The 25716-nt window shown below is 62.7% G+C and carries 49 protein-coding genes; 33 read left to right on the top strand and 16 right to left on the bottom strand.

What is annotated here, in order from left to right; translation table 11 throughout:
• Window position 1: 1 nt before the first annotated feature.
• The 13 genes from LH19_RS06750 to LH19_RS29405 all read right to left on the bottom strand — a co-directional run bounded on the left by LH19_RS06750 (window position 2) and on the right by LH19_RS29405 (window position 5389).
• Window positions 2–391, bottom strand: a complete 390-nt coding sequence (locus LH19_RS06750) for a hypothetical protein (RefSeq protein ID WP_054726184.1) — start codon at window positions 389–391, stop codon at window positions 2–4.
• Window positions 388–582, bottom strand: coding sequence for a hypothetical protein (locus LH19_RS06755; protein WP_054726188.1), 195 nt, complete (start codon window positions 580–582; stop codon window positions 388–390). Before LH19_RS06755 ends, LH19_RS06750 begins: the two co-directional genes overlap by 4 nt.
• On the bottom strand, window positions 579–803 hold the full coding sequence (locus tag LH19_RS06760; RefSeq protein WP_054726191.1) for a hypothetical protein: 225 nt from the start codon (window positions 801–803) through the stop codon (window positions 579–581). Before LH19_RS06760 ends, LH19_RS06755 begins: the two co-directional genes overlap by 4 nt.
• Window positions 800–1045, bottom strand: a complete 246-nt coding sequence (locus LH19_RS06765; protein ID WP_054726193.1) for a hypothetical protein — start codon at window positions 1043–1045, stop codon at window positions 800–802. Before LH19_RS06765 ends, LH19_RS06760 begins: the two co-directional genes overlap by 4 nt.
• The gene (locus LH19_RS28495; RefSeq protein WP_156344004.1) at window positions 1042–1215 is read right to left on the bottom strand and encodes a hypothetical protein; all 174 of its coding nucleotides are present in this window, start codon (window positions 1213–1215) and stop codon (window positions 1042–1044) included. Before LH19_RS28495 ends, LH19_RS06765 begins: the two co-directional genes overlap by 4 nt.
• Window positions 1212–1541 (bottom strand): hypothetical protein, encoded by a 330-nt coding sequence (locus LH19_RS06770; RefSeq protein ID WP_054726196.1) that lies wholly within the window; start codon window positions 1539–1541, stop codon window positions 1212–1214. Before LH19_RS06770 ends, LH19_RS28495 begins: the two co-directional genes overlap by 4 nt.
• Complete coding sequence (locus LH19_RS06775) at window positions 1538–2002, bottom strand: hypothetical protein (protein WP_054726199.1); 465 nt, start codon at window positions 2000–2002, stop codon at window positions 1538–1540. The genes LH19_RS06770 and LH19_RS06775 overlap by 4 nt, the downstream gene beginning before the upstream one ends.
• A gap of 560 nt (window positions 2003–2562) precedes the next feature.
• Entirely contained in the window at window positions 2563–3036 is a 474-nt protein-coding gene (locus LH19_RS06780) for a hypothetical protein (protein WP_145923434.1), read from the bottom strand.
• On the bottom strand, window positions 3014–3307 hold the full coding sequence (locus LH19_RS06785) for a hypothetical protein (RefSeq protein ID WP_054726205.1): 294 nt from the start codon (window positions 3305–3307) through the stop codon (window positions 3014–3016). Before LH19_RS06785 ends, LH19_RS06780 begins: the two co-directional genes overlap by 23 nt.
• Window positions 3308–3385: 78 nt before the next feature.
• Window positions 3386–3784: a DUF2846 domain-containing protein gene (locus LH19_RS06790; protein ID WP_054726208.1), complete on the bottom strand. Its 399-nt coding sequence runs from the start codon at window positions 3782–3784 to the stop codon at window positions 3386–3388.
• Entirely contained in the window at window positions 3784–4215 is a 432-nt protein-coding gene (locus tag LH19_RS06795) for a hypothetical protein (protein WP_054726211.1), read from the bottom strand. The genes LH19_RS06790 and LH19_RS06795 overlap by 1 nt, the downstream gene beginning before the upstream one ends.
• Entirely contained in the window at window positions 4212–4607 is a 396-nt protein-coding gene (locus tag LH19_RS29005; RefSeq protein WP_054726214.1) for an HIRAN domain-containing protein, read from the bottom strand. The genes LH19_RS06795 and LH19_RS29005 overlap by 4 nt, the downstream gene beginning before the upstream one ends.
• 14 nt (window positions 4608–4621) lie before the next feature.
• Window positions 4622–5389: an XRE family transcriptional regulator gene (locus LH19_RS29405; protein WP_082395480.1), complete on the bottom strand. Its 768-nt coding sequence runs from the start codon at window positions 5387–5389 to the stop codon at window positions 4622–4624.
• Window positions 5390–5398: 9 nt separating this feature from the next.
• Between LH19_RS29405 and LH19_RS06810 the strand changes: the two genes are divergently transcribed.
• A complete protein-coding gene (locus LH19_RS06810; protein ID WP_054726220.1) occupies window positions 5399–5626 on the top strand; it encodes a carph-isopro domain-containing protein in 228 nt (75 codons plus the stop codon).
• Window positions 5623–6141 (top strand): hypothetical protein, encoded by a 519-nt coding sequence (locus LH19_RS06815; RefSeq protein ID WP_054726222.1) that lies wholly within the window; start codon window positions 5623–5625, stop codon window positions 6139–6141. Before LH19_RS06810 ends, LH19_RS06815 begins: the two co-directional genes overlap by 4 nt.
• Window positions 6142–6147: 6 nt before the next feature.
• Here the strand turns inward: LH19_RS06815 and LH19_RS06820 are convergent, their stop codons facing one another.
• Window positions 6148–6399 carry a hypothetical protein gene (locus tag LH19_RS06820; protein WP_145923433.1) on the bottom strand — a complete coding sequence of 84 codons (252 nt, stop codon included), beginning with the start codon at window positions 6397–6399 and terminating at the stop codon, window positions 6148–6150.
• Between the two features lie 26 nt (window positions 6400–6425).
• Here LH19_RS06820 and LH19_RS06825 point away from each other — a divergent pair, with 26 nt between their 5' ends.
• From LH19_RS06825 to LH19_RS06955, 31 genes are all read left to right on the top strand, one after another.
• Window positions 6426–6800 carry a LexA family protein gene (locus LH19_RS06825; RefSeq protein WP_054726228.1) on the top strand — a complete coding sequence of 125 codons (375 nt, stop codon included), beginning with the start codon at window positions 6426–6428 and terminating at the stop codon, window positions 6798–6800.
• Complete coding sequence (locus tag LH19_RS06830) at window positions 6793–7290, top strand: hypothetical protein (RefSeq protein ID WP_145923432.1); 498 nt, start codon at window positions 6793–6795, stop codon at window positions 7288–7290. Before LH19_RS06825 ends, LH19_RS06830 begins: the two co-directional genes overlap by 8 nt.
• A gap of 1 nt (window position 7291) precedes the next feature.
• Complete coding sequence (locus LH19_RS06835; protein ID WP_054726233.1) at window positions 7292–8656, top strand: DNA-methyltransferase; 1365 nt, start codon at window positions 7292–7294, stop codon at window positions 8654–8656.
• Window positions 8653–8844 (top strand): hypothetical protein, encoded by a 192-nt coding sequence (locus LH19_RS06840; RefSeq protein ID WP_054726236.1) that lies wholly within the window; start codon window positions 8653–8655, stop codon window positions 8842–8844. The genes LH19_RS06835 and LH19_RS06840 overlap by 4 nt, the downstream gene beginning before the upstream one ends.
• A complete protein-coding gene (locus LH19_RS06845) occupies window positions 8841–9701 on the top strand; it encodes an MmcB family DNA repair protein (RefSeq protein WP_054726239.1) in 861 nt (286 codons plus the stop codon). The genes LH19_RS06840 and LH19_RS06845 overlap by 4 nt, the downstream gene beginning before the upstream one ends.
• 1 nt (window position 9702) lies before the next feature.
• Window positions 9703–9969, top strand: coding sequence for a DUF2312 domain-containing protein (locus tag LH19_RS06850; RefSeq protein ID WP_054726242.1), 267 nt, complete (start codon window positions 9703–9705; stop codon window positions 9967–9969).
• Entirely contained in the window at window positions 9966–10346 is a 381-nt protein-coding gene (locus LH19_RS06855; protein WP_062912903.1) for a hypothetical protein, read from the top strand. The genes LH19_RS06850 and LH19_RS06855 overlap by 4 nt, the downstream gene beginning before the upstream one ends.
• Window positions 10343–11101, top strand: a complete 759-nt coding sequence (locus LH19_RS27850; protein ID WP_082395482.1) for a DNA cytosine methyltransferase — start codon at window positions 10343–10345, stop codon at window positions 11099–11101. Before LH19_RS06855 ends, LH19_RS27850 begins: the two co-directional genes overlap by 4 nt.
• The gene (locus LH19_RS28505) at window positions 11098–11274 is read left to right on the top strand and encodes a hypothetical protein (RefSeq protein WP_156344005.1); all 177 of its coding nucleotides are present in this window, start codon (window positions 11098–11100) and stop codon (window positions 11272–11274) included. The genes LH19_RS27850 and LH19_RS28505 overlap by 4 nt, the downstream gene beginning before the upstream one ends.
• A complete protein-coding gene (locus tag LH19_RS06860; RefSeq protein WP_156344006.1) occupies window positions 11220–11768 on the top strand; it encodes a MerR family transcriptional regulator in 549 nt (182 codons plus the stop codon). The genes LH19_RS28505 and LH19_RS06860 overlap by 55 nt, the downstream gene beginning before the upstream one ends.
• The gene (locus tag LH19_RS27855; protein ID WP_082395483.1) at window positions 11768–12019 is read left to right on the top strand and encodes a helix-turn-helix domain-containing protein; all 252 of its coding nucleotides are present in this window, start codon (window positions 11768–11770) and stop codon (window positions 12017–12019) included. Before LH19_RS06860 ends, LH19_RS27855 begins: the two co-directional genes overlap by 1 nt.
• Before the next feature lie 31 nt (window positions 12020–12050).
• Window positions 12051–12914, top strand: a complete 864-nt coding sequence (locus LH19_RS27860; RefSeq protein ID WP_145923431.1) for a hypothetical protein — start codon at window positions 12051–12053, stop codon at window positions 12912–12914.
• A gap of 16 nt (window positions 12915–12930) precedes the next feature.
• Window positions 12931–13227 (top strand): hypothetical protein, encoded by a 297-nt coding sequence (locus tag LH19_RS06875; RefSeq protein WP_145923430.1) that lies wholly within the window; start codon window positions 12931–12933, stop codon window positions 13225–13227.
• Window positions 13224–13526, top strand: coding sequence for a hypothetical protein (locus LH19_RS06880; protein ID WP_054726259.1), 303 nt, complete (start codon window positions 13224–13226; stop codon window positions 13524–13526). The genes LH19_RS06875 and LH19_RS06880 overlap by 4 nt, the downstream gene beginning before the upstream one ends.
• A complete protein-coding gene (locus LH19_RS06885; protein ID WP_054726261.1) occupies window positions 13523–13768 on the top strand; it encodes a hypothetical protein in 246 nt (81 codons plus the stop codon). The genes LH19_RS06880 and LH19_RS06885 overlap by 4 nt, the downstream gene beginning before the upstream one ends.
• A gap of 1 nt (window position 13769) precedes the next feature.
• Window positions 13770–14072, top strand: a complete 303-nt coding sequence (locus tag LH19_RS06890) for a hypothetical protein (RefSeq protein WP_054726263.1) — start codon at window positions 13770–13772, stop codon at window positions 14070–14072.
• A complete protein-coding gene (locus LH19_RS28510) occupies window positions 14069–14242 on the top strand; it encodes a hypothetical protein (RefSeq protein WP_156344007.1) in 174 nt (57 codons plus the stop codon). The genes LH19_RS06890 and LH19_RS28510 overlap by 4 nt, the downstream gene beginning before the upstream one ends.
• Window positions 14243–14334: 92 nt before the next feature.
• Window positions 14335–14868 carry a putative metallopeptidase gene (locus tag LH19_RS06895; RefSeq protein ID WP_234716104.1) on the top strand — a complete coding sequence of 178 codons (534 nt, stop codon included), beginning with the start codon at window positions 14335–14337 and terminating at the stop codon, window positions 14866–14868.
• 23 nt (window positions 14869–14891) lie between these two features.
• Window positions 14892–15368: a DUF2280 domain-containing protein gene (locus LH19_RS06900; RefSeq protein WP_201258451.1), complete on the top strand. Its 477-nt coding sequence runs from the start codon at window positions 14892–14894 to the stop codon at window positions 15366–15368.
• A complete protein-coding gene (terL, locus tag LH19_RS06905; RefSeq protein ID WP_205626793.1) occupies window positions 15340–16845 on the top strand; it encodes a phage terminase large subunit in 1506 nt (501 codons plus the stop codon). The genes LH19_RS06900 and terL overlap by 29 nt, the downstream gene beginning before the upstream one ends.
• 91 nt (window positions 16846–16936) lie before the next feature.
• Window positions 16937–18280, top strand: coding sequence for an anti-CBASS protein Acb1 family protein (locus LH19_RS06910; protein WP_167346268.1), 1344 nt, complete (start codon window positions 16937–16939; stop codon window positions 18278–18280).
• Window positions 18277–19428, top strand: coding sequence for a hypothetical protein (locus LH19_RS06915; protein ID WP_054726292.1), 1152 nt, complete (start codon window positions 18277–18279; stop codon window positions 19426–19428). Before LH19_RS06910 ends, LH19_RS06915 begins: the two co-directional genes overlap by 4 nt.
• Before the next feature lie 3 nt (window positions 19429–19431).
• Complete coding sequence (locus LH19_RS06920) at window positions 19432–19920, top strand: hypothetical protein (protein WP_054726295.1); 489 nt, start codon at window positions 19432–19434, stop codon at window positions 19918–19920.
• A 12-nt stretch (window positions 19921–19932) separates the two neighbouring features.
• Entirely contained in the window at window positions 19933–21015 is a 1083-nt protein-coding gene (locus tag LH19_RS06925) for a major capsid protein (RefSeq protein WP_054726298.1), read from the top strand.
• Window positions 21016–21029: 14 nt separating this feature from the next.
• Entirely contained in the window at window positions 21030–21614 is a 585-nt protein-coding gene (locus LH19_RS06930) for a hypothetical protein (RefSeq protein WP_054726302.1), read from the top strand.
• A 73-nt stretch (window positions 21615–21687) separates the two neighbouring features.
• On the top strand, window positions 21688–22185 hold the full coding sequence (locus LH19_RS06935; RefSeq protein WP_054726304.1) for a DnaT-like ssDNA-binding protein: 498 nt from the start codon (window positions 21688–21690) through the stop codon (window positions 22183–22185).
• On the top strand, window positions 22185–22577 hold the full coding sequence (locus LH19_RS06940; protein ID WP_054726306.1) for a hypothetical protein: 393 nt from the start codon (window positions 22185–22187) through the stop codon (window positions 22575–22577). Before LH19_RS06935 ends, LH19_RS06940 begins: the two co-directional genes overlap by 1 nt.
• The gene (locus tag LH19_RS06945; RefSeq protein ID WP_054726308.1) at window positions 22574–23749 is read left to right on the top strand and encodes a structural protein; all 1176 of its coding nucleotides are present in this window, start codon (window positions 22574–22576) and stop codon (window positions 23747–23749) included. The genes LH19_RS06940 and LH19_RS06945 overlap by 4 nt, the downstream gene beginning before the upstream one ends.
• An 11-nt stretch (window positions 23750–23760) precedes the next feature.
• Window positions 23761–23979, top strand: coding sequence for a hypothetical protein (locus LH19_RS28515; protein WP_145923429.1), 219 nt, complete (start codon window positions 23761–23763; stop codon window positions 23977–23979).
• A complete protein-coding gene (locus LH19_RS06950) occupies window positions 23979–24401 on the top strand; it encodes a hypothetical protein (protein WP_054726310.1) in 423 nt (140 codons plus the stop codon). The genes LH19_RS28515 and LH19_RS06950 overlap by 1 nt, the downstream gene beginning before the upstream one ends.
• Window positions 24401–24829, top strand: coding sequence for a phage tail terminator-like protein (locus LH19_RS06955; protein WP_054726312.1), 429 nt, complete (start codon window positions 24401–24403; stop codon window positions 24827–24829). The genes LH19_RS06950 and LH19_RS06955 overlap by 1 nt, the downstream gene beginning before the upstream one ends.
• Here the strand turns inward: LH19_RS06955 and LH19_RS28520 are convergent.
• Together LH19_RS28520 and LH19_RS06965 are read right to left on the bottom strand one after the other, a co-directional pair.
• Window positions 24826–25299, bottom strand: coding sequence for a hypothetical protein (locus LH19_RS28520; protein WP_145923428.1), 474 nt, complete (start codon window positions 25297–25299; stop codon window positions 24826–24828). The genes LH19_RS06955 and LH19_RS28520 overlap by 4 nt on opposite strands.
• A 3-nt stretch (window positions 25300–25302) precedes the next feature.
• Window positions 25303–25671 carry a hypothetical protein gene (locus LH19_RS06965; protein WP_054726319.1) on the bottom strand — a complete coding sequence of 123 codons (369 nt, stop codon included), beginning with the start codon at window positions 25669–25671 and terminating at the stop codon, window positions 25303–25305.
• Window positions 25672–25716: the final 45 nt, after the last annotated feature.

Consider the following 25716-nt stretch of genomic DNA (forward strand, 5'->3'; position numbering starts at 1 on the left):
GTCAAAACGGGGGAGGCGCGGTCATCGGATCGATGCGCCGGGTCGGGTTGGCGTGAGGGCTGGTCGGCGCATTTTCGCGCGCCCAAGCCGCTCGCTCGGTCAGGAAGCGATATTCTCGGCCGTCGATCGCCTCGCGGGCGCAGCGGGGCCAGACCTGCTCAAGGTCGATCGGTTCGCCGTTCGCCGCCGCCTGCCAGCGGTGACCGCGGTCCATTTCCTCGCCGATGACCGGATCGAGCGGCGGCCCGAACCATATGCGGATGCCGACGGGCGCCGCCCCGCTGCGCAGGGCCATCCGATAGAAACCCGCGACAGGGGTCTCGACGTCGAGGCCATCGAACGGGCGCGCATTCTCCGCACCGGCGGCATAAGGGCGAGCCGATCGCGTCACAGCACATTCGCCCAAACAATCGGCAGCAGCATCCCCAGCACAAAGGCCATCGGCACAGCGACCCAGCAATGGCTACCGGCGATGGGCTGCTCGACCTGCAGCGTCTCAGCCGGCGCAAGTTCGAGTTCCGGCGTCTGCGGGTCGAAGGTTGCTCGGTTCCATGCTTCGAGGGCGGCGGGGTGCGGGGTCATTGCCATTGTCCGTGATCGTGAAGTTCGGCGGGGTGCATCGGGCGGCAGCCGTCATCATCGACAGGCCTGCCGCCGCGGCCGATGCCGGTTCGCTGCGTCTGGCGGATCGCCTTGCAGGACTTCGAGCAGAAGCGAGCCCATCCGCGTTTGCGGTCGGCGGTGCGGGCGCGGAACGGATCGCCGCAGCGCGCGCATTTGTAGATTCCGGTCGCGCCCCTCACTGTCCGCGCCCCCGTTCGGCCAGCATGGCGTCAGCAATCGAATACGCCCACACCACCGCTTTTTCTTCGACGACCACGAATCCTTGGCTCGGGCCCTCTTCGTCAAATGCTTGTTTCACGGTCGCTGAGAGAGCCTGCCCCGCGAACCAGTCTCGAAGCCCCATCCCGGGGACGCTCGCCGGGTGCTCGGGATCGTTGAGGCAGACGCTCGGGAAGGCTAGCGGATCGTAATGCTTGCTCATGCTTTCGGCTCCCGCGAAGCCGCCTCGACCGCATGGATAGCGTCGTCGATCAAGCAGGCGGCAAGGTTGGCGTCCCGGCGAACCAGCATGTCGCGCAGGCGGGACAGGGCGAGGAGGGCAGCATCTGCGTGCGCTTCCTCGGCTTCGGTGATGCGGAGGGCGAGGGTCATGCTGCACCTCGGGCTTTGACGATGGCAGCGGCAATCCGGCGCAGTTCGCCCATGGTCACATCAAGCGGCACAACGGTGCTGTCAGGGATGTTCGGGTTGGTCAGGCAAAGGTTGCGCGGCAGCATCTCGCAAGCGACCGCGAGAAGGTCAGGTGCGGCGGCGACCAAAAATGCGTTGGCAGAAACCTCGGACGGATCGCGCATGTTGCTGACCACGGCAGCGACCGCGCGGCAGTCGTTGGCGCTGCTCAGAAGCACGATGTTGTGATCGCCGAACACATCGGCCGCCTCGGCAAGCCACGGCCCCGACGTGTGCCGCTCCCTCACTGGACCGCTCCCATCACCGGAAAGTCCTCGTCAACGAACTCCTCCACGCTCGGCATGTGCTGGATAAGCCAGTGGCAGACCTTGCCTTCGTGGCTCGGCATCCGAACCTTCGGCTTATCGGCATAGAGCCAGTCGATCAGGCGCTTCTCGTACTCGCGGCGGATACCGCGCAGGGCCTCCGCAGCCTCGCCGCCATAGCGCCGGGTGTCCTCGTGATAACGGACGGTCTCGTAATAGACCGGCATTTCATCGGTGAGCTGGACCGCGAACACGCGCGGGTCGAAACGCCAGTCTGCAATCGGCGCGCCAAGGTCGAGCAAGCGACCGACGACCATGCGGAAGTCGATGCTGCCGGGCTCGATATCATGGAAGAGGTGGAAGTTCGCCGAACCGATTACGGCCTCGGCATAGTCCAGCGTCGACCGGAGTTCGTTGGCGGGGATGCGATCGTGGCGGGCCACTTGGGTTTCTCCATCTGCCGTGATTGGCTGATGGAGGTGTTGTACAAACCTTTTGCACACTGTGCAACAGAAAAGTTGCACAAGAATTTGCACACACCAAAAACCCCGCCCAACGAAAGCCGGGCGGGGTCAGGAGCGGATCGTCGAGAAGACGGCTAACAGCGATCCGGCTCGGTGCTTTGGAGGAGCGATGGGGAACGCGTGATGTCGGGTTGGGTTGCTGCAAAAATCCCCGCCGGAGAGACATTTGCCCGGCGGGGATTAGTTTAGCCCAGCGCCCATCAGAAGACAGGAGGACGGGCGCGGTCGGGTAACGCGGCGCGATCGGCATAGTTGCCGCAGCGTTGGCGAAATCAAGTTTAGGTGTGGGACGCAGAAAAGGCCCTGCTGTCCGACAGGGCCTCTTCCATCCTCTGTGCTCTTGACCAAAGGAAGCCCCATCGGCTTTCCGGGTCGCAGGAAAGCCTTTGTGGAGAGACCCTAGGCCTATTCGGGCGGGAGTCGAGTCGTAACCCTGCCGGGTGAGGGCTGGGACGTCAGTTTGGTAATGATTAACGAGGTTAGGGCTTCAGAAAATCAGCCATCTGTACGGTATACGCCAACATGCCGATTACCAGTGCCGCCATACCAATGAACGCGCCAATTAGCGTCGTCACGATGATCGTTTTGGAACTGAAGGCCTTCGCTTCAACAGCTTCAAGCTTCCCGTCGAACCCGTCCATGCGGCGATCTAGCTGGCGCACGTCATCCTTCACACCGGCCACGGATTCGATGAGCGTCTCAATCTTGCCCATGAGTTGGGCAAACTTCGTTTCCGTTCGAGCTTCGACGGCCTCAAGCTTGGCATCAAGTAAGCGGTCATCAATTGCCTGAATCGCCGCTGTGGTGGGCGCGGGCGCGTAAACGGGAGGCGGGGCCTTTGTCATTTCGGCATCTATATTAGCATTGAATGACGAAAATGTAACCGCCGCCGCCGTGGCCGGCAGCCCGATTCCCCATGCCGCCGTCGGCTTATTTTTCTTCGAGATGTCCATTGGCCGCCAATTGATCCCCCAGCACCGAATGAATTTGAACAGCAACCTCGATCGGCATAACCATGCTGGCGACATTCTTGAGCACTACCGTCGTCGTTCCCTTGTCAGGATCGTTGATCAGATTCTGCTCCCGAAAAACAATAAGAGCGTGGTCGCTGTTCAGGAAGACCTGGGCCCCCGTTGCCCACTCCCTCGGAATATCGCTCGCGATGAGAAACTCAGGGCCCTTTTCCTTAAGCGCCTCTGCCATTAACTTTTGAGCGTCGTCCATGTTTTCTCCTGTCCCGCGACCAATATCCCCAGTCGAGTAAGAGTCAATTCAGTTCCGCCCCACAAAAGAAGCGCAGGGCTACGGCTTACTCCCCGCCACCACCGGACTAACCTCCTTCCGCTCGAACTCGCCGGCCTTGGCCTCGAAGCTGGCTCGATCGGAAATCTGAAGATCCGCACGGCCGGTCATGAAGCCCATCTTGATCGCGCAGCGGACATAGCGCGTCTCGCCGGGCGCCACCGTCACCTCGAGGCCCGCGGTCTTGTTCATGAAGATGTAGCGGCCCGGCGGCACTTCCCATTCCGCATATTTGTTGCGGCCCAGCTCGACGATCTCCTTGCCCTCATATCGGATCGGGCAGGCGACAGCTAAGCCGACCATCGCACCGGGCCGGTAGAAGATGATCTTGCCGGGCTGCTCTTGAGCGGCCGCGGTGACTGATGCCAGCGCGAGGCTAGCGGCTAGAATGTATCGCATTAGAACTTCACCTCGAATTGCGGGAAGCCGGAAAAGGACTTCCGTTCACATTGCCCGTCCCATGTCCACATAGCGAAACTTACGATCCGCGATTCCAGCGTCATCGTCCCCGTATATTTCCCCGTCACCCTGTCGACGGATATGGAAATGTCACTCTTGCGACCCGGCTCGGCGACGTGCTCTTTCTGCAGCATAAGAAAGGCTGGCGCGATTTCGGCCAATTTTCGGGTCGATCGGCATTGCTCCTCGCAATATACGCCCTTCGATAGGTCAACTCGAAATTGCTTCTCGAATTGCTTGGTACTTTTACCAGTGCCCGACGAGTTCACATTCTCAATGCCTCGGCAAAGCAGATCGAATTGCTCCGGCGATGCCGCCCCTGCTGACGTCGATATCAACGTGATCAGAGCCAAAAACACCCGCTTCATCATTCATCCTCCCAAATTTCGTCCGGCCACCAGTCCTGATCTTCTCCGCCGCGGCTGTGCGACGGACTTGCCGCCTTCTCCGCGATTGCGGGAAGGGTGGGCTCGTCACCTTCCAAATTGGCTCGGATGGTCGCGCCCCACGCTTCCGGCTGCTGGAATATAGCGGTCACGATACCGCGGCGCATGGCCGCGCCGATCATTGGCGCCCGCTCCGCCCGCAGGTAGCCGATCTGGATATCCCGAGCCGAAAAGACCGCGACCGCGTTCGGGTCGGCCGGATTTCGGGGTTCGTGGACCAGCTTCACCGGTTCGCCAGGTGTGCACATCGCGATCTCGAATTGCCGCGGCGGGCCCTTCTTGTTGTCGTGCGCGATGCCGACGACCGCGAGCGACAATTCACGCACCGCTGTCAGGTCTTCCGGACAATCGCGACGACGCGGCCGACGACATGCAATTCGCCGTCGTAAGCCACCTCCTGCGGCACCGATGGATTGTCGGAGAGGATTTTGACGCTGCCGTCCGGCGAAGGCCGAAGTCGCTTTATGATTCCAACCTGCCCGAACGCGGCTGCCCATATGCGATCGGCCATGCGAACCTCGCGCTGCGTCGTGTCGATCATCACCTTGTCGGCGTCGAGGATCGTCGGGAACATCGAATCACCGGTCCCATCGGCGAGGAATATCTTCTCGGGCGGAGCCGACGTAAATTGCCGGAGCCACGACCGGGAGAACTTGTGTCGTTCCCCGGTCGTCGGAAGGTCGAGATAGCCGCCGGCGCCCATGCCATATGCAACATCCCATTGCTCGATTTCTACATCGTCGTCGTCGGTGGTCGCCGGCAAGATAGGGCGGGGCGCTTCGTCGTCCTCGACGAGTTCAGCAAGCTTCATCACTTCGTCGCGATCGATCCCGTACTTTTCGAAAACATCGGCAAAATCGCGCGCCAAGTGCAGCGGTAGCGTCGGCTTGGAGAAGCCCTTCTCATAATAATTGTACTTGTTGTGGTTGTCCCCATAGCCAAGCTCTTCCGCCATTTTGCGAACCGAGAGGGCGGGCCGGGCGCTTTCGCGAATGGCCTTTAATCGGGCGGCGACTGATTCCATTCCGCACCTGTACAAAATATTCGAACAGTGTCTGTGCAAAACTCCTGTTGCACAGTGTGCAAGTTCGTTGTACATCAGTTGCCCATGACCCACATAGCATCAGTGCTCGCCCGGTTCGGCAACGTCCGCGAAGCCGCAACCAAGATCGGCCGCCCTCCGTCGGTCATCCAGTATTGGCGGACGACAGGGCGAATTCCGGCCACCGCCATGGGACAGGTTCTCGACGCCGCGCGACGACACGAGATTGCCGTTGACCCGGCTGAGCTTATCCCCGGCGCGTCCGATGCGCCGACCCACGGCGCCGCGGCATGAAGGGGTTCGCGTTCGCCTATGTCGTGCAACTCGACCTGCCCGGCGGCCCGGTAAAGATCGGGCGTTCGGCACGACCCCGCTCGCGTTTTAAGCAGTTCGAACTCGGTACTCCGGTCAACGCGCGCCTCGTGGGCATCACGTTCGACGGCTATGAGCGGGAAGCCGAGATGCTCGCGGCGACCGCTGATCGCACGATCAAGGGAGAGTGGCGCTACCCGACCCGGGAGCTTTACCGCCTCATCTCGAAATATCACAGTTCCGGGGAATGGTTTGTCCCCGCAGTCGATCATCAAGCGCACTTCGATGCCGCAGATGTAGAGGCTCGCGTCCATCGCATTATCCCCAAAACGGCCCATCCGGTTTCGCCCAGTGCGCTCAATTACTTCTGGTCCAAGGAAGTGCTTGCAGCCGTCACCGTTCACGACCGCATGATCCCGGTCGATTGGGCGGGCTTCACGCTCGCCACGGACGCGCCGTCGCTTTCGTGGCCCGAGGCCGACCGGAAGGCCGCCTGACCCATGTCAAGCCGTCCAAACCTCCCTGGCCACATCGAACCCGTCGCACCGTCTAACCGGAGCGCCGCTTTCGAGCACGATGTCACCGGCAAGCCCGCGCAGGTCTTCGAGATCGGCCGGGCTGAGCATATCCGACGGCTCCTTGAAGAATTCGACCATCGACCTGCCGACGCGTTCCATCTGCCTCGGGCTGATAATGCCTGCGTCCCTGAGTCCGGTGACGAGCGCGAGGCCCATTTGCGCCGCTGCGTGCTCCATCTTTCCTCCTTCGTTTCGGTGCTCGCGTGAGCGTCGACGGTTCCCCCCAGCTCGCCACCCTGGCGAGCGCCCCGGCTGATCGGCCCGCTACGGTCAGCCGGGGCATTGGGCTGACCGAGCGACAGCGCGAAACGCTCCGGTACATCGACGCCTATCAGCAGGCTTCGGATGGAATCTCGCCGTCGTTCGTCGAAATCCGCGACCGCCTTCGCCTCAACGCCAAGTCCGGCGTGCACCGCCTCCTGTCGGGGCTGGAAGAGCGCGGGCACATCCGCCGCAGCCGCACACATTTCACGCGCCATCGCGCCCTTGAGGTTGTCGACCCGCAGCCGTTTCCCCGGCCTTCGCTCAACGGCGAGCCCCTTCTTCTCGTACCTGTTCATGGAGGCAATAATGGCTGAGGCCAGCAACCCTGTCGTTCCGCAAAAACAGCCTCTTACGGAAGAGGATTTCCACAACGCGATGATGGAGTCGCTGAGCCGCCTCTATCGCAAGCACGGGAAGCCGCGCGTCGCGGAATGGCTCGGCGTCTCGGTTCGCCAGCTCGCCAATATCGCGGGCGGCTCCCTCCCGGCGCCGCATCGGCTGTTCAACCTCGTCCTGCACGACGACGACGCGCTCGACCCGATCGACCGGGAATATGGCCTGCGCCGGGTGCCGCGGAACGCGGTCTGCTCCTCCGATCCGGTATCAACCCGTCTGGCCATGCTGCTGACCAGCACGATCGACATGGAGCACCCGGACAGCGACGGGGGTGTCGACGCCACGCTCTCCGAGCTGCTGGACCTGCCCGAAGACGTGCTGCGCGCGGTCGCGCACAAGTTCAACGGCTGGGTCGAGCGGATCGACGTTCACCGGCATGGAAAGCCCAAAGCTGTGGTGAACGGCTGATATGGGCGTCCAAATCCTCATCGGCGACGTCATGGATCGCCTGCGCGCTCTCCCCGATGAAAGCGTCGACTGCGTGATCACCAGTCCGCCCTATTGGGGGCTGCGCGATTACGATGTCGAAGGTCAGATCGGCATGGAGCCGACGCTGGCCGAGCATCTGGCGATCATGGTCGAGATTTTCGAGGAAATCCGGCGGGTGCTGAAGCCGACGGGCACCGTCTGGCTGAACTATGGCGATTGCTATGCCACCGCGCCGAACGGGCGCAGCGCGGCCGATACCAAGGCCGAAGGCAGTGACGACCGGACGTTTCGCGACAAGCCGTTTTCGACGGTCGGGCCGGTGTTCGGCGCGCATCCGGGCGGGTCGACCGATGCAAGTGGCGCGCGCCGTCCCGGCCCTCCACTGAACGGAACCGGTCGACGGGGCGGCGGGAACAACCCCGCCGGCGGATATCTGAAACCCAAAGACCTGTGCATGTTGCCGAACCGGCTGGCGATCGCCCTGCAGGAGGCGGGCTGGTGGGTGCGGTCCGAAATCATCTGGGGCAAGCCGAACGCGATGCCCGACAGCAGCGGCAAATATCGCCCGTCGACCGCGCATGAGAAGATTTTCCTGCTGACCAAGAGCGGCGATGCCGACGTGTGGGTTGCGCGCGACACCGGCGAAATCAGTTTCTCACCCGACCTGTCCGAGCAATGCCCGCTGGTGACGAAGCCGAAGGAGCTTGGCGCGCGCTGGATGCGGTTGGGCGCTCACTATGACGCGGGCGCGGTCAAGCTGCCCGTCTCGGGAAACAGCAACGCCCGCTGCGCGAAGGTCAAGGCGCCCGATAGCTGGGACACCGGCCCCGGCGCCCACGGCAGCTATCACCGCAATGGCCGCGAAAAGGGCAAGGTACTCGGCGGCGGTCCGAAGACCGTTCCGGTCGGCACCTTCAAAACCAAGTCGAACGAGAGCATGCATGCCGCGCTGGTCGATCAGGTCGGTGAACGCCTGCTCCGCAATTTCGAGACGGCCGAGACCATCGCCGAACTGGTGCCGCCCGATATCATGGCGTGGGAAATTGCCATTGCGGGCTTTTCGGGGGCGCATTTCGCGACCTTTCCCCCGGCACTGGTCGTGCCGTGTGTGCTGGCAGGCTGTCCGAAAGGCGGAACCGTTCTGGACCCGTTCGGCGGCGCTGGGACGACTGGAATGGTCGCTGACCGGCTTGGCCGTGAAGCCATCCTGATCGAACTCAACCATGGATATGCCGAGATCGCGCGGGACCGGCTTCGCAATGCTCTTTGCCGCGTGACCCTCGATGGCGAACAGGCGCGGGCGCAATCCGCTGGACCGCTGTTCGACGACGCGGTGGCCGCATGACGCTCCTCTCCACCCTCCGCACCATCTTCCGCCGCCCTCAGCCGGTCACCTGCGCTGACGCAGGACGCCTCGGCAATCTCGTCCGCCACGAAAAGGAGCGGGCGAAGATCCGCGCGAAGACGATCGCGCTGGCCGAGCAGATCGGCAAGCCCGAGCTGGCCGAGCCCCTGAAGGGAGCGGTAGAATGAAAGGCGCAACCAAATCGCCGAAGGTCGATGCCTGGGGCCACGACAACCTCGCCAACGACCTTGCGCGCCGTCTCCGCGATGGCGGGAAGCTCTGGACATGGACGAACCTGACCGTCGGCGCATGGTCGGGACCGCGTCCGGATATCATGTCATTCGCCCGCTGGCGCTACGACAATCCCCAGATCGCGGCCTTTGAAATCAAGGTACAGCGCAGCGACCTCCTGTCTGACCTGAACAGCGACAAGTGGCGGAAATACCTTGAGCACTGCCAGTCGGTGACATTTGCGATGCCGCATGGTCTCGCGACCAAGGATGAAATCCCCGCCGAATGCGGTGTGATGTTCCGCACCGGTCGCGGCTGGCGCACCGAGCGGCGCCCGACGAATATCGGCAGCCCATGCTCGATTCAGGCGATGGCGAAGCTGCTGACCTGCCACCCGGATCGCGAACCCTATCCCGGCATGGACAAATGGCAGGCGGATGCCGAGCGTCAGCGTTGCCAGGACAAGTTCCGGCAACAGGCCGGGCATCGGTTCGGCCACGCGCTCGCACGCCTCGCCAGCGACGTCGCCGAAGGCAAAGACCCCGCCGAAGAAGCCCGCAAGCGCGCTGACCAGATCATCGCTGAGGCGAGGGCGGAAGCCGAAACCATAGCGGCCGACATCAAGCCGCTTCTCGCGGCGCTCGGCATCCCCGAATCGTCGGGCAGTTATGCCGTCAAAGACGCCGTGCGCCGAGCGATCACGGACCTGTCAGCCGATGGCCGGGTCCAGCGGGCAGAAGGCGCGATCGCTGAGATCGAACGTGCGCTCGCCCGCGCAAAATCTTCCCTGTCCCCCGAAGCAATAGGAGCCTGACATGGCCGAAGTCACCGATCCCCAACTGCGCCTTTTCATCGAGAGGATCCAGCGCCTTGAGGAAGAAAAGAAGGGCATCAGCGATGATGTCCGCGACACGTACAATGAGGCCAAGTCGCAGGGCTACGACCCGAAGATCATGCGCCAGATTATCCGGCTGCTCAAAATGCCCGCCCACGACCGCAAGGAAATGGAAGCGCTCCTCGACGTCTATAAGTGCGCGCTCGGCATGGAGCAGATGAGCTTGCCGCTGGGCGTGGCTGCGTGATCACCTTGCCTTGGCCTCATCCCTCGACGTTCCCGAACGCGAAGCGCCGGTTGCACTGGTCGCGCTACCAGCCGCACTGCAACCGCGCGCGGGGTGAGGCGAGGCTGGTCACGCGCGGATGGCTGAACGGCAATCCCGGCCAGCGTCCGCCCGCCGACGCGCCCCTGCCGCTGCGCGTGACCTTCACGCCGCCCAACCGGATCCGCCGCGACGATGACGGCATGATCGGGGCCTTCAAGCATTATCGCGATGGAATCGCCGACGCCCTCGGCATGGATGACGCCCTGTTCCGGCCTGAATATCGGTTCGCCGATCCTGCGAAGCCCGGCTGCGTCATCGTCGAGTTTCCGCCGCTGATCGAAGGGGTGGGGGCGTGACGAAGCTTCGCGTCCTCGATCTGTTCAGCGGCATTGGCGGCTTTTCGTTGGGCCTTGAACGCACTGGCGGTTTCGAGACCGTCGCCTTCTGTGAAATAGAGGAGTTCCCCCGCCGTGTCCTTGCAGAGCATTGGCCAGCCGTCCCTTGTTACGGAGACGTGCGAACCCTCACCGCAGACCGGCTTTCTGCCGATGGAATTGCCGTTGATGTCATCTGCGGAGGGTTCCCCTGCCAGGATCTATCAGCCAGCGGCAGTGGGCTCGGACTTGCCGGCGCCAGAAGCGGATTGTGGTTCGAATATGAGCGCCTCATTGGCGAGCTTCGACCGCGCTACATCATCGTGGAGAACAGCCCAGAACTGCTTGATCGATGGCTTGGCGTTATTCTCGGAGCGCTGGCCTCGCTCGGGTACGATGCGGAATGGCATTGCGTTCCGGCTTCCGCCGTTGGTGCGCCTCACCGCCGAGACCGGGCTTGGATTGTTGCCCACGCCATTGGCGAGCGACAACCGGGATCGCGGCAACTTATCGAATCCGTCCATTCAACGTCGCTTCCGTTTAGGGAAGCAGACGCACTTGTCGCATCGCTTCAAGGGCCCGTCGTGCCCTTCATGTGTGGAAGGCATGATGGGGTTCCCCGCCGGCTGGGTCAATTGCAGCTTCACGCCCTCGGAAACGCCGTAGTCCCTCAAATTCCCGAACTGATCGGCCGCGCGATCATCGCCTCGATCGAGCGCGAAAGGCTCGTAGCATGAAACCCGAAGCCCTGAAACTCCAGCGCACGATCGCGCTCAATGAGGTCGCCCGCTGCCGTGCGGCGGAAGAACGTCACCCGATGTCGGAACATCGCATCGCGAATGTCGCGGCCCGCGCGTGCGGAGCCTCACCCGATCAGGTGTTGAAATGGATGCGGGAGGCGAGGGTATGACGATCCCTGCCGACTTCAACCCTGCGCTGACGATGAAGCAATCCGCCAAAATCCACGGCGTATCGCCGACCGCGATCTTCAAATGGCGCAAAAAGCTGGGGTATGTCGCCCGCGATGACCTCTGGACTGATGATGACATCCGCCGTCTCAAGTCTCTCTATTCCGGCAGCAGCCTGAACGACATCGCCGCGGCCCTTGGTCGATCGGTATCGGCGGTAAAGTCGAAAGCCGTCTCGCTTGGTCTGCGGCGGGCGACCGGGCAGTTCGCGCCTGACCGCGCGCCGAAAATCAGCGGACGGGTACAAGGCGTCGCCGATATGGCCGCGCAACACCTTCGCCGGGACGCGCCGACATTTCGCTGTGACGCGAACGGGAAAGCCAACCCCAAGGGCAAATTCTGGCGCTTCGGCAATATCACGCTGACCGAAGACGACATGCTCGCGAAGGCGGAGCGCAAGGGCTGGTCGGCCGATGCGTGGCGGGAGATCGCTTGATGCTGCCCGCCTGGTATCGCCCACCGCCATATGCGGCTCACACCGGCCTCGAGATTGTCTCGTTGATCGCGCGCGAGCACGGCCTGACCTTGGGCGACCTCACGGGCCCGTCGCGGGTCCGCACCGTCTGCATCGTCCGCTGGCGCGCCATGAAGGCATTGCGAGACAAGGGCCGGTCGCTCTCTTCGATCGGGCGGACGTTCAATCGAGATCATTCCAGCGTCGCGCACGGGCTGCGGAGGGCGGGGTGAGCTTCATCATCACATTCAAGGAGGCCGAATAGTGGCTCGCATCCGTTCGGTTCATCCCGGCTTTTTCACTGACGAAGGCGTCGTCTCCGTCAGCATGGTCGCGCGCGTCTGCGTCATAGGCCTTGGCATCGAGGCCGACGACAAGGGTATTTTCGAATGGAAGCCGCTCATGCTCAAAATGCGGCTGTTCCCTGCCGACAATATCGACATGAGCGAGGTGCTTGCGGAATTGCAGGCCGCTGACCTCATCCGCCAATATGAATTTGGCGGCAAACAATATGGCGCGGTTCGGAATTTCCGGAAGTTCCAGAAGCCGAAAACCCCCAATGACATACACCCTGCACCCGATGATATCCGAAATTACGTAGGGTTGGATGCCGCAACTTCCGAAACAGGCGACGGTGAAGGAACTCCATTTCCCCCAAAAGGAGAAAAGCCTCCGCTGATGGAGGATGGAGGAGGGAAGAGGAGTTCCGAACCTATCGGTTCGGGCGCCGCGACCGGCGCCGTGGACTTGACGAAAGCAGTCTTCGATTCCGGGTTGAAGCTCCTGATGACCACTGGCCTGCCCGAACCGCGCGCCCGGTCGATGATCGGAAAATGGCGGAGCCAGTACGGCGACGGCGCGACCCTCGCTGTCATCTCTCGCGCCGAGATCGTCCGCCCCGAAGTCCCAATCGAATGGATCACCGAAGGCCTGAAAGCCGAAAGGAACCGCAGCAATGGCCAGCCAATCCAACCTCTCACGCGGGGCACAACCCTCGACGCAATCCGGGGAGCCATTGACGCTACAGGCGGCGCGGAGGGCGGCGGCTCCCCTGCCGAGGGAGCAGGCGATTGGGGAGCTTGGGATATGCCTGACCCTATGCTCGCCCTCGGGCATGTCGAACGATGAGCGTAAAATCTGGCTCATGGCTGCTTGGGCTGTCGTCCGCGACATCCCTGCCGAGCCGTTCCGAAGCGCGTGCGCGCGTGCTCAGCGGATTGTCGAGCATCCGGCCAAGCTTGTCCCGACCATCGTTCGCGAAAGCCAGGAACTCGCCGACCTCTACCGCAAGCGCCTCGCCCGCGAAGAGGCCGCATGGGCGAACCGCAATGCGCCGCGGCTCGGACACGCTCCGGAGCGCCGGCAGTCGCCCAGCGAAACCGCAGAGGTTGGATCGATGATGTCCGACCTGATCGCCAAGCTGAAAGGGCAGGCCGAATGAAAAAGTACGACGCCCAAGAGGTGATCGATCGCATCGCCGCAGTCGCGACCGCAGTCGGCGAACAAGCCGGTGTCGGCGCCATGGAAACGGCGGGCGGTATCATCGGCTATCTCGCCGAGAACCCGCGCGACCTCGAGCCCTTCATGAACGGCGGCATCTTCGAACTGCCGTTGGATTGGCACGAGCGCCACAGCCTCACTTGGCACGACAGCAAGGGCATCGTCCGCCACCCCGCCGATGTCCGCCGCGCGCGCCAAGTCCGCGACCTTATCAAGACCGCCGCAACAGGAGTGCAATGACCGTGCTGACCGTCACCGACCATGCGATTACGCGCTACCGCGAGCGGGTGGAGGACATCCCCGACGAGTGCATCATCGAGCGCCGTACCGGCCCGATGTTCGACCTTGCCGCTCGGATGGGCGGCGGGTCCGTCATTCTCGCCAGCGGCCATCGGGTCGTGTGCAGCAGCATCGCGATCATCACCGTCCTGCCCCGCGGCGCGAAGTGCCTGGCGCGGCCGGGCTATAGCGGGAGGGATTGAGATGGCCGCGCTTGAAACTCTGGATGCGGCAACTTGCGCGTTGACCGCCACGCTCCGCAACCACGGCGTTGAGATGCACCCGGACGATGTCCGCGGCCTCGCGATCGACGCCTTCGGGCTGGCGCCGATCAACTGGCGCGTCGGCCTATCGCGGATGCCGATTGATCGCCTCGACGGTCGCGAGATGCTTCTGTGGGCAGGATATGCCGTCCTTTGCTCATGGTGCGACGGGTGGCGCGATCCCGTCGGTCGTCCGGTTCGGGGCGCGACGCATTGGGCCGATGTAGAAGGGCCGGGGGTATGAAAGACTGCGCAATCATCATCGGCACATTGTGCGCCCTCAGCATCGTGTCGGGTTTGTTCGGGCAGAGCGTTTCATTGTGGCTGGCGTCGGTATTGCTGGCGTTCTCTGTCGGCGTGCTTTGGGGCGCGGGCAATGAGATCGGGAAGCAGCGCAACGGAGGCGGAAAATGACTCGCCCCTATCCGCCAACCCACCTTGTCGAACCGGCGTTCATTGACGCTCCCGACCGCTTCGAACCCGACGCCGAACTGACGAGCTGGATCATGGACACCTTCATCAACGGCAGCGGCCCGCTCGTGAACCCGGAGCACGTTCACCTGTCGGATGCGCATCTCGGCTTCCTCTGGACGAACAGCTACAACGCGAAACAGATGCGCGTGGTCCTTGGCCAGACCGAGATCATGCCGCCGATGGCCATGGGTAAATGGCAGCGCGCCCGCGCGATCCAGCAGATTGAGGAATGGTTCGGCGGGGAGATGCCGGACTTCCTCATCACCTTCAGCGCGCCCGCGTGCGACGGAATGAACGACGCCAGCTTCTGCGCGCTCGTTGAACACGAACTCTACCATTGCGCGCAGGCACTCGACGCATTCGGGATGCCGAAGTTCAACAAGGCGGGCCAGCCAATCTACGCGATGCGCGGGCACGACGTGGAAGAGTTCGTCGGCGTCGTCCGGCGATATGGTGCAGAGGCCGCCGGCGTCCAGCCGATGATCGATGCAGCGAATGCGAAGCCGCTGATTGCTGGTGCTGAGATTGATGGCATCTGCGGCACCTGCGCTTTGAAGGCGGCTTGACCATGGCAGCAAATCGATCCGACATGACCGACGAGATTAAAGCCTTTGTGGTTCAAGGGCTTGCGTCGTTCGACACGCCGACGCAGGTCGTGGAGGCGGTAAAGGCGGAATATGGGGTCGTGCTCACCCCACAGGCTGTGCAGGCCTATGACCCGACGAAGTATGCCGGTCGCAAACTAGCGGCGAAGTGGAAGCTCTATTTCGAACAGGCGCGGAAGTCGTTTGTCGAAGACACGAGCACGATCCCGATCGCGCATCGTTCGACGCGGCTGCGCGCCCTCTATCGCATGGCGGCGAAGGCCGAAGCGAAAGGCAATTTCCCGCTTGCCGCGGCCCTCAACAAGCAGGCGGCCGAAGAGATGGGCAATGCATACACCAACGAACGCCGCCTCGCCGGACCGAATGGCGGGCCAATCCTGACTGAGGACCGAACTCAAGCATCTCTCATCGAGGAGGCAAAGCGCCTTGGCATTGATCCAGCCTCGCTCGGCCTCGAATGACGATCGCGCCGCCCGCCTTTCGCTGCTTGCGGCTGTCGTCGCCAAGCGGAAGGCGGCGGCGCTCGCCCCCGAAGGAAAGGTTCTCGACTTCACGCGCTGGTTCTTCCCCGAACGCGAGGGGATGGAATTCATCGAGGGGCCGCATCACCGCGTCATAGGCGACACGCTGGACCTCGTTCTGGCAGGAGAGATCGCACGCCTGATCATCACCGTCCCGCCTGGCTACACGAAGACCGAAGCGGCCGTCGTCAACTTCATCGCCAAGGGCTTCCACATCAACCCCGGCGCCCGGTTCATCCACTCGACCTTTTCCGACGACCTCGCCCGCGAAAACAGCGACAAGGTGCTGCAGCTCATCGCGCTCGACGGCTACCAGTCGGTCAGGGCCGTCTCGGTTCGCGTCGATAGCAAGGCCAAGGATCGCTGGAAGACGAGCGAGGGCGGCGGAGTGCTCGCCAAGGCCGCGGGCGGCCCGATCACCGGCTTCCGCGCCGGCACGATGGACCGTGCCATATTCACGGGCGCGCTCGTAATCGACGACCCGCTGAAACCGGATGACGCGTTCTCGCCGACGAAGCGGAAAAACGTGAACCAGCGTGCGACGAACACCTTCCGCTCGCGTCTGGCGCATGAGGGTGTGCCGATCATTGTCATCATGCAGCGTCTGCATTCGGATGATTTCGTCGGCCATCTGCTGACCGGCGGGACCGGCGAGAAATGGCATCACCTCAATCTGCCCGTCGTCATCAACAATGCCGAGGAATATCCGCCGGAATGGACGCACGGCATACCCATCGCGCACGGATTGCCCGACGGCCCCCTGTGGGAAGACAAGCACAACGCGGATGAAATCGAAGTCCTGAAGGCCGATGCCTACACTTTCGCCAGCCAATACATGCAGCGCCCCGTCTCAGCCGAGGGTGCGCTGTTCAACATGGACGGCTTCAAATGGTGGCACGAACTGCCGCCGATCGAATATTACGCGATCTACGCGGACACGGCCCAGAAGACCGGCGAGCGTAACGACTATTCCGTCTTCCAGCTATGGGGGAAGGCTGAGACCGGGATTTATCTCGTCGACCAGATCCGCGACAAATGGGAGGCGCCCCAGCTCGAGAAGATGGCCATCACCTTCTGGGAGAAGCACAAGGGTAAATATATTCGCGGCTTCAACGTCGAGGACAAGGCTTCGGGAACGGGCCTGATCCAGTCGCTCCGCAAGAAGACGATTCCAGTCATCGGCATCCCGCGAGACCGCGATAAATATACGCGCGGCCTAGATGCAGCACCTTGGGTCGCGACCGGAATGGTCCACCTTCCCGCCGACGCAGAATATACCGTCGCGCTACGCGCCGAATTGCAGATGTTCGACGGGCTCGGGACAGGTTGGGACGATCAGGTTGACCCGCTCATGGACGCCATTTCCGACATGCTAGCAGAGACCAACGCGCAACAGGGCTGGATCCTCACTCGGTAATATTATTGCGCGATTACGCAACATCGCGTAACTAAGCGTCATGTCGGCGCAACCATCTCTCATCGCGAACGCCTATGATCGAGGCCGGGATTTGCTCCGCCGGTTTTGGCCCTTCGCATATGGGCTGAACACCAAGCACGACTATGCGAAGGACTATGGCTGGCCTGAAACGCTTGGGTTCGACCAGTTCCATCGCATGTACTGCCGCTCGGGCCTCGCCGCTGCGGCCGTAGACAAGACCATCGGCAAGACATGGCAGACCATGCCCGCGCTCTGGGAGGGGGAGAAGCCAGCCGAGAGCCCCGCCGAAGCCGCGATCCGCAAGCACTTCACAAAGCGCAAAATCTGGCGCTCGCTCATGGATGCCGATCGCCGGTCGATGGTCGGCGAATATGCGGGCGCAATCATCCTGCTTCGGGATGGCATGGCGCTGGACCAGCCCGTCACCGCCGTGCGTCGCGGCATCGAGAATGTCGTCGGCGTCATCCCGGCGTGGCAGGGCCAACTTGAGCCGGTCGAGTGGGACGAGGTTCCGACCAGCGAGACCTATGGCGACCCGCTCTACTACCAGTTCAACGAGCAGGCCGTCGGCAATCCCACCACCGCGAAGAAGAGCCAGGTCCGCATCCACCGCGACCGCGTGCTGATCTGGTCGGACGACGGGACGCTGAACTGCAACTCCGCGCTCGAACCCGGCTTCAACGACGTCGCCGATGCTGAGAAGATCAAGGGCGCCGGGGGCGAAGGCTTCTGGAAGTCATCGCGTGGCGCTCCGATCATCGAGGCGCCGAAAGGTGTAACGCCCGCTGACGTGCAGCGGGGGATGGGCGCCAGCACACCCGCCGATGTCATCGACAAGCTCAACGAACAGGTCGGCGAATTCCAGTCCGGCCACGACAATATGCTGATGCTCGGCGGTTTCAGTGTCTCGCCCCTGACAATCACGCTCCCCCAGCCCAAGGAGCTTTGGGAGCCCTGCGTTCAGTCGTTCGCGGCCTCCATGGGCATCCCGTTCAAGATCCTCGTCGGCAACATCACCGGCGAGCGCGCCAGCACCGAAGACAAGACCGAATGGGCCGAGACCTGCATGTCCCGCCGCGAGAACCGCGTACTGCCGATCCTGCAGGACTTCATCGACCGCCTCGTTGCATGGGGCGTGCTCGAAAAGAAGGATTGGACCATCGGCTGGACTTCGCTCCTCGAAGCTTCGCCCGACGACAAGCTCGACCGCGCAACGAAGATGTCGGCCATCAACCAGCAGGCCGGTGCCGAACCCGTCTTCCTCCCCGACGAAATCAGGGAAGAGGCTGGTTACAAGCCCGGCGATGAGGTCGAAGGCTTTGCCGAATATCTCGCCGAACGCGAGGCGAAGGCGCGCGAGAGGGCCGAGGATGGGCCGACGCAGACGATTCCCGATGATGAGGTAGAACCATGACGCAGATTCGCGTGAACGTCGCTACGCTGGTCAATGCCAGCAAAATCCGTCGCGAGATGCGCGATGGCCGTGAAGTGATTGTCGTGCCGAGCGCGACCCTTCCCGACGATGTCGTGATGCACGGCAAGGGCAACGGCAGCCATCAAGGCGGCATCATGTACCCCGCCGAAGAAATCGAGAAGGCCTACAAGGCGCTGGAAGGCGCGCCGGCTCCTCTCGGGCACCCCGTCGTCAACGGCAAGTTCGTGCTGGCGCGTAGTCCCGAGGGATTGGCCCGCTCCTATGTCGGCGCCCACAATGAGAATGTGCGCCGGGAGAACGGCCGCGTCTTCTTGGACAAGGCGATCGACGTCCAAGTCGCCAACCAATCGCAGGGCGGCCGCGAACTTCTTGAACGCATCGAGCAGGAACAGCCGATTCACACCAGCACGTGCGTGCTCGCCAACCTTGAGGCGGCCCCGGCGGGCAAGGAATATAGCTTCATCGCGCGAGACATGTTCCTCGAGCATGACGCGATTCTCCTGAACGAGGCGGGCGCTGCCAATCCCGACGACGGCGTTGGTATTTTTGTCAACGCTGCTGGCGATGAGATCGAAGTCGTCAACTGCACGCTCGCTGATGACATCGACCGCGATCTGGGCTGGTCTGTTGAAAGTATGTTGCGTGCTATTGAACGAAAAGAACGATTATCGTTGATTGAACGCATCAAAAGTTTTATCAGTGGCATCGTGCAGGGCGACCCGACGCCCGAAACCACCAAGGGCGCTGCCCTGAATGCAAGCGAGGACGACATGGACAAAGCGCAGTTTGACGCACTTTCGGGGGAGGTGAAGACGCTGTCCGAAACCGTCGCCTCGATCCCGGAAACGATCGCGAATGCTGTCAGCACCGCGCTCAAGCCCTTCACCGATGCGCAGGCCGCACGCGATGCCGCCGATAAGGCCAAGGCCGACGCCGAGCATGCCGCTCTGGTCAACGAGGCCGTCGAGGCTGGCGTGCTCGAAGAGGCGGTCGCGAAGGAAACCCCCGCGATCGTGCTGAACGCCCTTCTCGAAAAGGCGAAGCAGCCGACCACCGCCTTCCGCGTGAACAGCGCGTTCAAGCCTTCCGGCGAAAAGCCGGATTACAAGCTGCCCGAGGGGGACTGATCCATGGCACGCTACACCCGCATCCACCTTGGCCCGGCTCGTCGTAACGACCCGCAGGTCCGAGAAGCCGAGGCCGGCGCGGCGATCACGCCGGGCTGCCTCATTGTTCTGTCGAGCGGCCGTTTCGCCCTCGCTGGAGCAGCCACCGTCGGCAAGGTCTGGCTCGCGCAGGAAAACTACCTCGCGCAGAAGAACGTCGATGCCGCCTACAAGGCGTATGCCGCCGGCCCGCCCGAAGTGCGCGGCGACCGCGTTATCGGTCTCGAACTGGAAGATGACACCCATTACGCGGCCCGCGTCGCGAATGGCGTGAACATCACCGCGGTCGGCACGCCGCTGACCCCGGCAGCCAACGGCACGCTCGGGATCGCCAGCACGTCGGACCTGATCGTCGCCTATTCGGACGAGATCTACAACAACAACACCGGCAGCACCCAGCTCGTCCGCATCCGCCCGGCGGGTTCGGCAAGCTACCTGTCCGCGGCGTCGTAAGGGGGCATCGAAATGCGTTATTTCTCACAGAACCTCATGGCAAACAGCCGCCCGCATCAGGCATGGTGGGCTGAGGTATCGGCGCAGCGCGAGGCCTTCCGCATGGGCGAGGATGCCATGGCGCCGCTCATGGCCAATATGGCGCGCAACTACGGTCTGGTGACCAACGCCGCCGCAGTCCTGCCGCGCGATGCCTGGCTCGAAATGGACACCATCACCCGCCGCGTTATGCGCGACGACGAAGGTCAGACCTATATGGCCGACCTCATGGCGCTGGCCCGCCCGATCCACATCGGCAAGATCGCCTTCAAATATCGCGTGGCCAGCGATTCGGGCACGGTCCGCCGCTCGCTGTCGGGCAAGGTCCCCGAAGTGCTCGGCAAGACCGATTACGACTATCGTGGCACGCTCGTCCCGATCTTCAACACCGGTTATGGCCGGTCTTGGCGCGAATGGAACTCGCTGCAGAGCGAGAACTTCGACGCGCTGTCGGATGACCAGGAATCGCACACCGCTGCGATCCGCGAGGACATGGCCGACTATGCGCTCGACGGCGACACGACCCTGACCTTCGAGGGCGAAGTCGGTTACGGCATCCGCAACCACCCCTATGCCAAGTCGATCAACCTCGGCTCGGCTGTGGGCGGCGCGAATATCGACCTCGCCGATCCGAACACGACCGCCGACGATATCGACGAATTCTTCACGCAAACGTTCGGCGCGATGCTGGACGCCAACCTCGTGACGGAAGCTGTCAATCTCTACATCTCGCCCGAGATCGCTCGCAACTGGGATCGCCAGTACAGCGGCTCGGCCGGCTTTAAGGGCGGCCGCATCTTCGACTTCATGCTGACCAACCGTCGCATCAAGTCGATCAAGGTCACGCACAAGCTTTCGGGCAACCAGTTCTTCGGTTTCGTCCCGAGCAGCAACTACATCCGCCCGCTGATCGGCATGGCCGCTTCGACGACCGCCGCCGTCCGCCTCAACCCCGTCGATGACTATAACTTCCTCGTCATGGCGGCGATGGGCATCGACATCCGTTCCGACTGGAACGGCAAGAGCGGCGTCTTCTACAGCGTCGTGGTCAACTGATCGGAGGCCGGGTGATGGCAAAGGAAAAGCTCGTTCGCGTGATTGGTCCCGGCATCTATGGTGTCGCGACCGCGGAAAACCCGACGGGTGAAGTTCCCCTCGGAACCGAGTTCAGCATGTCGGGCGATATTCCCGTCGGCTGGCAGGGTCGCGTTGCTATCGTCGGGGCAGAACCCGCCGAGGGTGCCGAACTCATCGTCAACGACGATGACGACAGCGACGTTGGCCGGGCGCGCCGCGAGGTGATCGCCAAGGCGCAGGAGCACATCGACGGCCTGAAGGCTGACCATGCGACCGCGATCACCGCTCTCACGGCACGCGCCGAGACGGCGGAAACCGCCCTCGCGACCGCCAACGAGCACATCGACGGCCTGAAGGCTCAGATCGTCGAACTGCTCAAGGGCAAGGAGCCTTCGACCGACCCCGCCACCGCGGACGAGATCAAGGCAGCGGTCGATCTGCTCGATGCCAAGAACGGTGAGCACTGGACCAAGGCCGGGCTTCCTGCGGTCGAGGTCGTCGCCGAGATCACCGGCAAGGTCGTGACGCGCGAGGCGATCGAAGCTGCGGCACCGGACGCGAAGCGCCCGACCGAATAACCACCCGCTTCATTCCGGGGCGAAGGGCGGGCCGCGTGAAAACGTCGCCCGCCCTTTTTCGTAGGACCGACCCATGGCCGCATATGGCACCGACCAAGGCTTCACCGACTGGCTCGCGGAACAGGGCTATGAACTGCCCGACGGTGCGCCTGCGCCGGCGGTCTTGCGCGCACGCGGCAGCGCCTATGTCGACGGATACGAACGGTTCTGGACCGGCCAGCGCGTCGGCGGGGTGATGCAGGAACTCGGCTGGCCGCGCACCGGGGCGACGGTAAACTGCACCGTCCCCGTCCCCGATGATGTGATTCCGCCTGCGGTCATCACCGCCTCCTATCGCGCGGGCTGGTTGGACGCGCAGGCGCCCGGCATCCTCACCGGTGGGACCGGAACGGCCGGTGAGCGCGTGAAGCGCCAGAAGGTCGACGTGATCGAGCGCGAATTCTTCGACGACGGCAAGGCCGAGATCGGCGGCGGGCCGTCTTTCATCGACAGCCAGATCGATGGGCTGCTCTCGCAATTCGTCTGCGACGATACCGGCGCGGCCTTCCTCTGGACGCTGGGTGGCTGCTAATGGGCGAATTCTACGCCGATATGCGCGCCATGGCGACGGAACTGCTCGCCCCGACCAGTGAGGGAGGACTGGGGCAGGGATCGATAGCGCTCGTCCGTGAAACACCCGGCGCGCCCGGTGCGAACCCATGGGATCCGCCTGCACCCTCGACGTATGTCCGTACCCCCCTCAACGGCGCAGCGCGCGGCGTCGCGAAGGAGTTGATCGGCGCCCCGGTCGAAACCGGTGGCCAGATCGTCGCCACCGATAAGCAGGTCATCGTCGCACCGTGGGGCGCGGCCTATGACCCCGGCGACGTGCTCGAACTCGACGGCGCGCCGGTGACAGTCCTCAAGATCGACAACATTCCCGCGGTCGGCGTCGTCTGCGCGATCAGGTTCATCGTGCGATGAACGACGAGCTGCAGTCCCTGATCGATAAGCTCGAGCCGCGGCTGCGGGATGCCTTCCTCGCTGCCATCCGGGACTTGCGCAACGGCATCGATATGCCAGCTCTGGAAGCGGCTCTGCGCGCCGGCGACATTGATCGCGCTGTTGCCGCGCTGAATATCGAGAACTCGGCCTTTTCGTCGTACCTGATCGAGCGCCAGGCGGGATATGCGGACGCGGGCGCGGCGGTGTCCGAACAGATCACGAAACGCCGCGCAGCCTTGCCGAAGCGCGAGACGACGGACCTGCCTTCGATCAGCTCGCCGTTGATCCCGCCAACCGACGAGCCGCCGCATCCGCCGACATTGGCCGCCCCCGGCGGTGGGAACGTGAATTTCCGGTTCGATATGTCGAATCCACGCGCGGCAGAGAAAATCCGCAGCGAGGCCGCGTCGCGCGTCGTCGGATATGTATCCGAACAGGTCGACACGGCCCGAAAAGTGATCGCCGATGGTTTCGCGCGGGGCGAGGGTCCGACGACAATTGCGACGGATATTGCCGGGCGTGTCAATCCGCTAAGCGGTCGCCGGGAGGGCGGGATAATCGGCCTTTCCGACCCCCAGGCTGGGTATGTTGAGAATATGCGTCGACGCCTCCAATCGGGCGATGCCGACGAAATGATGAAGGTTCTCGGCCGCTTCGACAAGCAGGGCAAATGGGTACCGGGTTCTGGCATGACGCTGCGCGATCGTCGGTTCGATCCAGCGATCAAGAAAGCCATCACCGCGGTTGCTGCCGGCAAGCCAAATCCGCTGTCCGATGACAAGATCAGTGAGATGGTCGCGAAATATTCGGATCGGCTGGTCGCCCGCCGCGCCGAGGATATCGCTCGGACAGAAACGGCGCAGGGCGTGATGTCGGCCCGCGCCGAAGCCTATCAGCAAGCCCTCGACAAGGAGGGACTGCCCGCCGAGGCCGTGGAAAAGACGTGGCGCCACTACGGCGACCCGGAGAACGCACGCGACACCCACGAGGCAATCGACGGAAAGACCGTCACCGGGATCAACGCCCCGTTCTTTCTCCCCGACGGCAGCGTCATGCTTCACAGCCACGACCCGGCTGGTGGTGTCAAGAATAACGCTAACTGCCGATGTGGGACCGATTTTTTCCTGAACTTTGCATACGGTTTAACCTGAGGAGAACGACAATGGCTTGCCAGAACTGTCAGAAAATTCGCACGGCGATCCTGCATGGTCGCATGGCCGAAGCAGCCGGCATCACGGTGGAAGTGCTGCGCGAGAAGATCGGCTTCAAGGCGCCCGAAGATGCGCCGCCGGCCATCGCCGCGATCGGCGAAGTTCCGCAGGAATGGACGGCAGACCATAAGCTGCAGCCCGCCGAACCGAAAGCCGCCAAGGGCAAGTAATGGCGACCGGCTGGACAGGCATTAACCCCGCCGCGTGGGCTGAGAACGCAGAGAAGCGCATGACGGCGCTGCTCAAGAACTCCGTCCAGAAGCTCGGCGAGGCGGCCGCCGCCGAGGTTCCTGTCAGGTCAGGAAACCTCGCGCGGTCGGTCGTCATCGACGACAAGCCGCCGAAGCGCGGGGAGCCTGATCAGAAATTCACCGCGCAGGACTTCGTGCTCGGGGTGTCCAAGCTCGTGCCAGGCGGAGAGGCGTATGTCGGCTGGCAGGCGATCTACTCTGCCCGCGTCAACTATGGCTTCAAGGGCGAGGACAGTTTGGGGCGGACCTATAATCAGAGCGCAAATGGCTTTGCCGAGCGGGTGGCAGCCAAATGGCCCGCGATCCTCAAAGCCGAAGCCGCGCGGCTCGGAGGGAAATAATGCCATCTATACAGACCACCGACTGGCTCGCGCTGAAATCCCGCATCGATACGCTGGTGACGGATCCGGTGATGCCGCGCTTCGAGCCGGGGGACATCTTCACGCCGCCCACTGACGATGGCAATCCTGCGCCCTACTTGCTGCTCAGCGACGTGACCAACACGCCCGATCGCGTCGGCATCGATCCTCGTTTGCATATCCGCAGCGGGACGTTGATGATCACCGTCCAGTGGCCAATTGCGCGGGCGATCGAGCACACGCAGCTCAAGGAAATCGCGGGCCAGATCGCCGCCCACTTCCCCGCGGATCAGTGCATGTCGTTCGGCCCGTCGCGGTTGCGCGTGACGCAGGATTCGGAAGTGATGCAGCCGTTCGTCGATGGGGCGGTTAGGGTTTGTGTGGTCAGGGTGTTTTGGGCGTCGACTTAGGATATAACCCCTATTTTACTTGCACGAGCAAGAATTCTACAGTTTTTGGGTGTCGTAAATGGCGTCATGTAGTGGCGGATAAACGCGGCCAGAAAGTCGCGCTCCAATTCGAACTCCTTGGCCTTCCTCAGTAAAACGCATATTCGGTCGGGCCAATGGGGCGGCATGAAATGAGCGTTGGCGAACCAATCATCCAGCAAGCGACCGAGAAATTGTACGTTCCAGCCCAAATCTTGATCAGCCATCTTCCCAAAAAATTCACCGTGCTTTGGCGCGATATCGAAGGCTCTCGCCCGATAGCGCGCACGGTGTCGCTCCAATATAGCGGGACCGATGTCCGTTCCGCTCCAATCAAATAGATGGGCGCCTCGCATCGCCTCTGACTGATTCCAGTTGAGTGGTTCGGTAGTATTGAGTCGATCAATCAATCCGCGAAGGGCTCGAGTCTCATCCTCGCTGACTTGGGCCAAGGATCAGTCGCCTTGGGTTTTCACCCATTTGGACATATCGCAGGCCTCATCCGATGACGAAATCTCGCCCATGTCTTGCTTTAGACGAGCGGTACGGCATTCAATTGCCGGGATGAGATAGAGCCCGCCCTTAGGGGTGGTGGTTGGCAGACTGCACTTGTGTGCCACCATCAGATTTAGCGTTTGCTGCGCCTCGGCCAATACGTTCGCATCTTGAGTTTCACGCATTGTTTTGCGAATTGCGCTAGTGTCTCCGAGACCGTCGGCCATCGACATTGCCAGCTTTTTACTGGCACCCTCATATTCCTCGGCGAGCTTGTCGCATGTCCCTGACGCTGGGACGGCGCCTACCAGAAGTATCGCAAGAATCATGAGGGGCCTCCGAAAACAAGCCGCAGGCTACTCGGCCGCGGGACC

The organism is Sphingopyxis macrogoltabida (assembly GCF_001314325.1).
GTDB classification, from domain to species: Bacteria; Pseudomonadota; Alphaproteobacteria; order Sphingomonadales; family Sphingomonadaceae; genus Sphingopyxis; species Sphingopyxis macrogoltabida.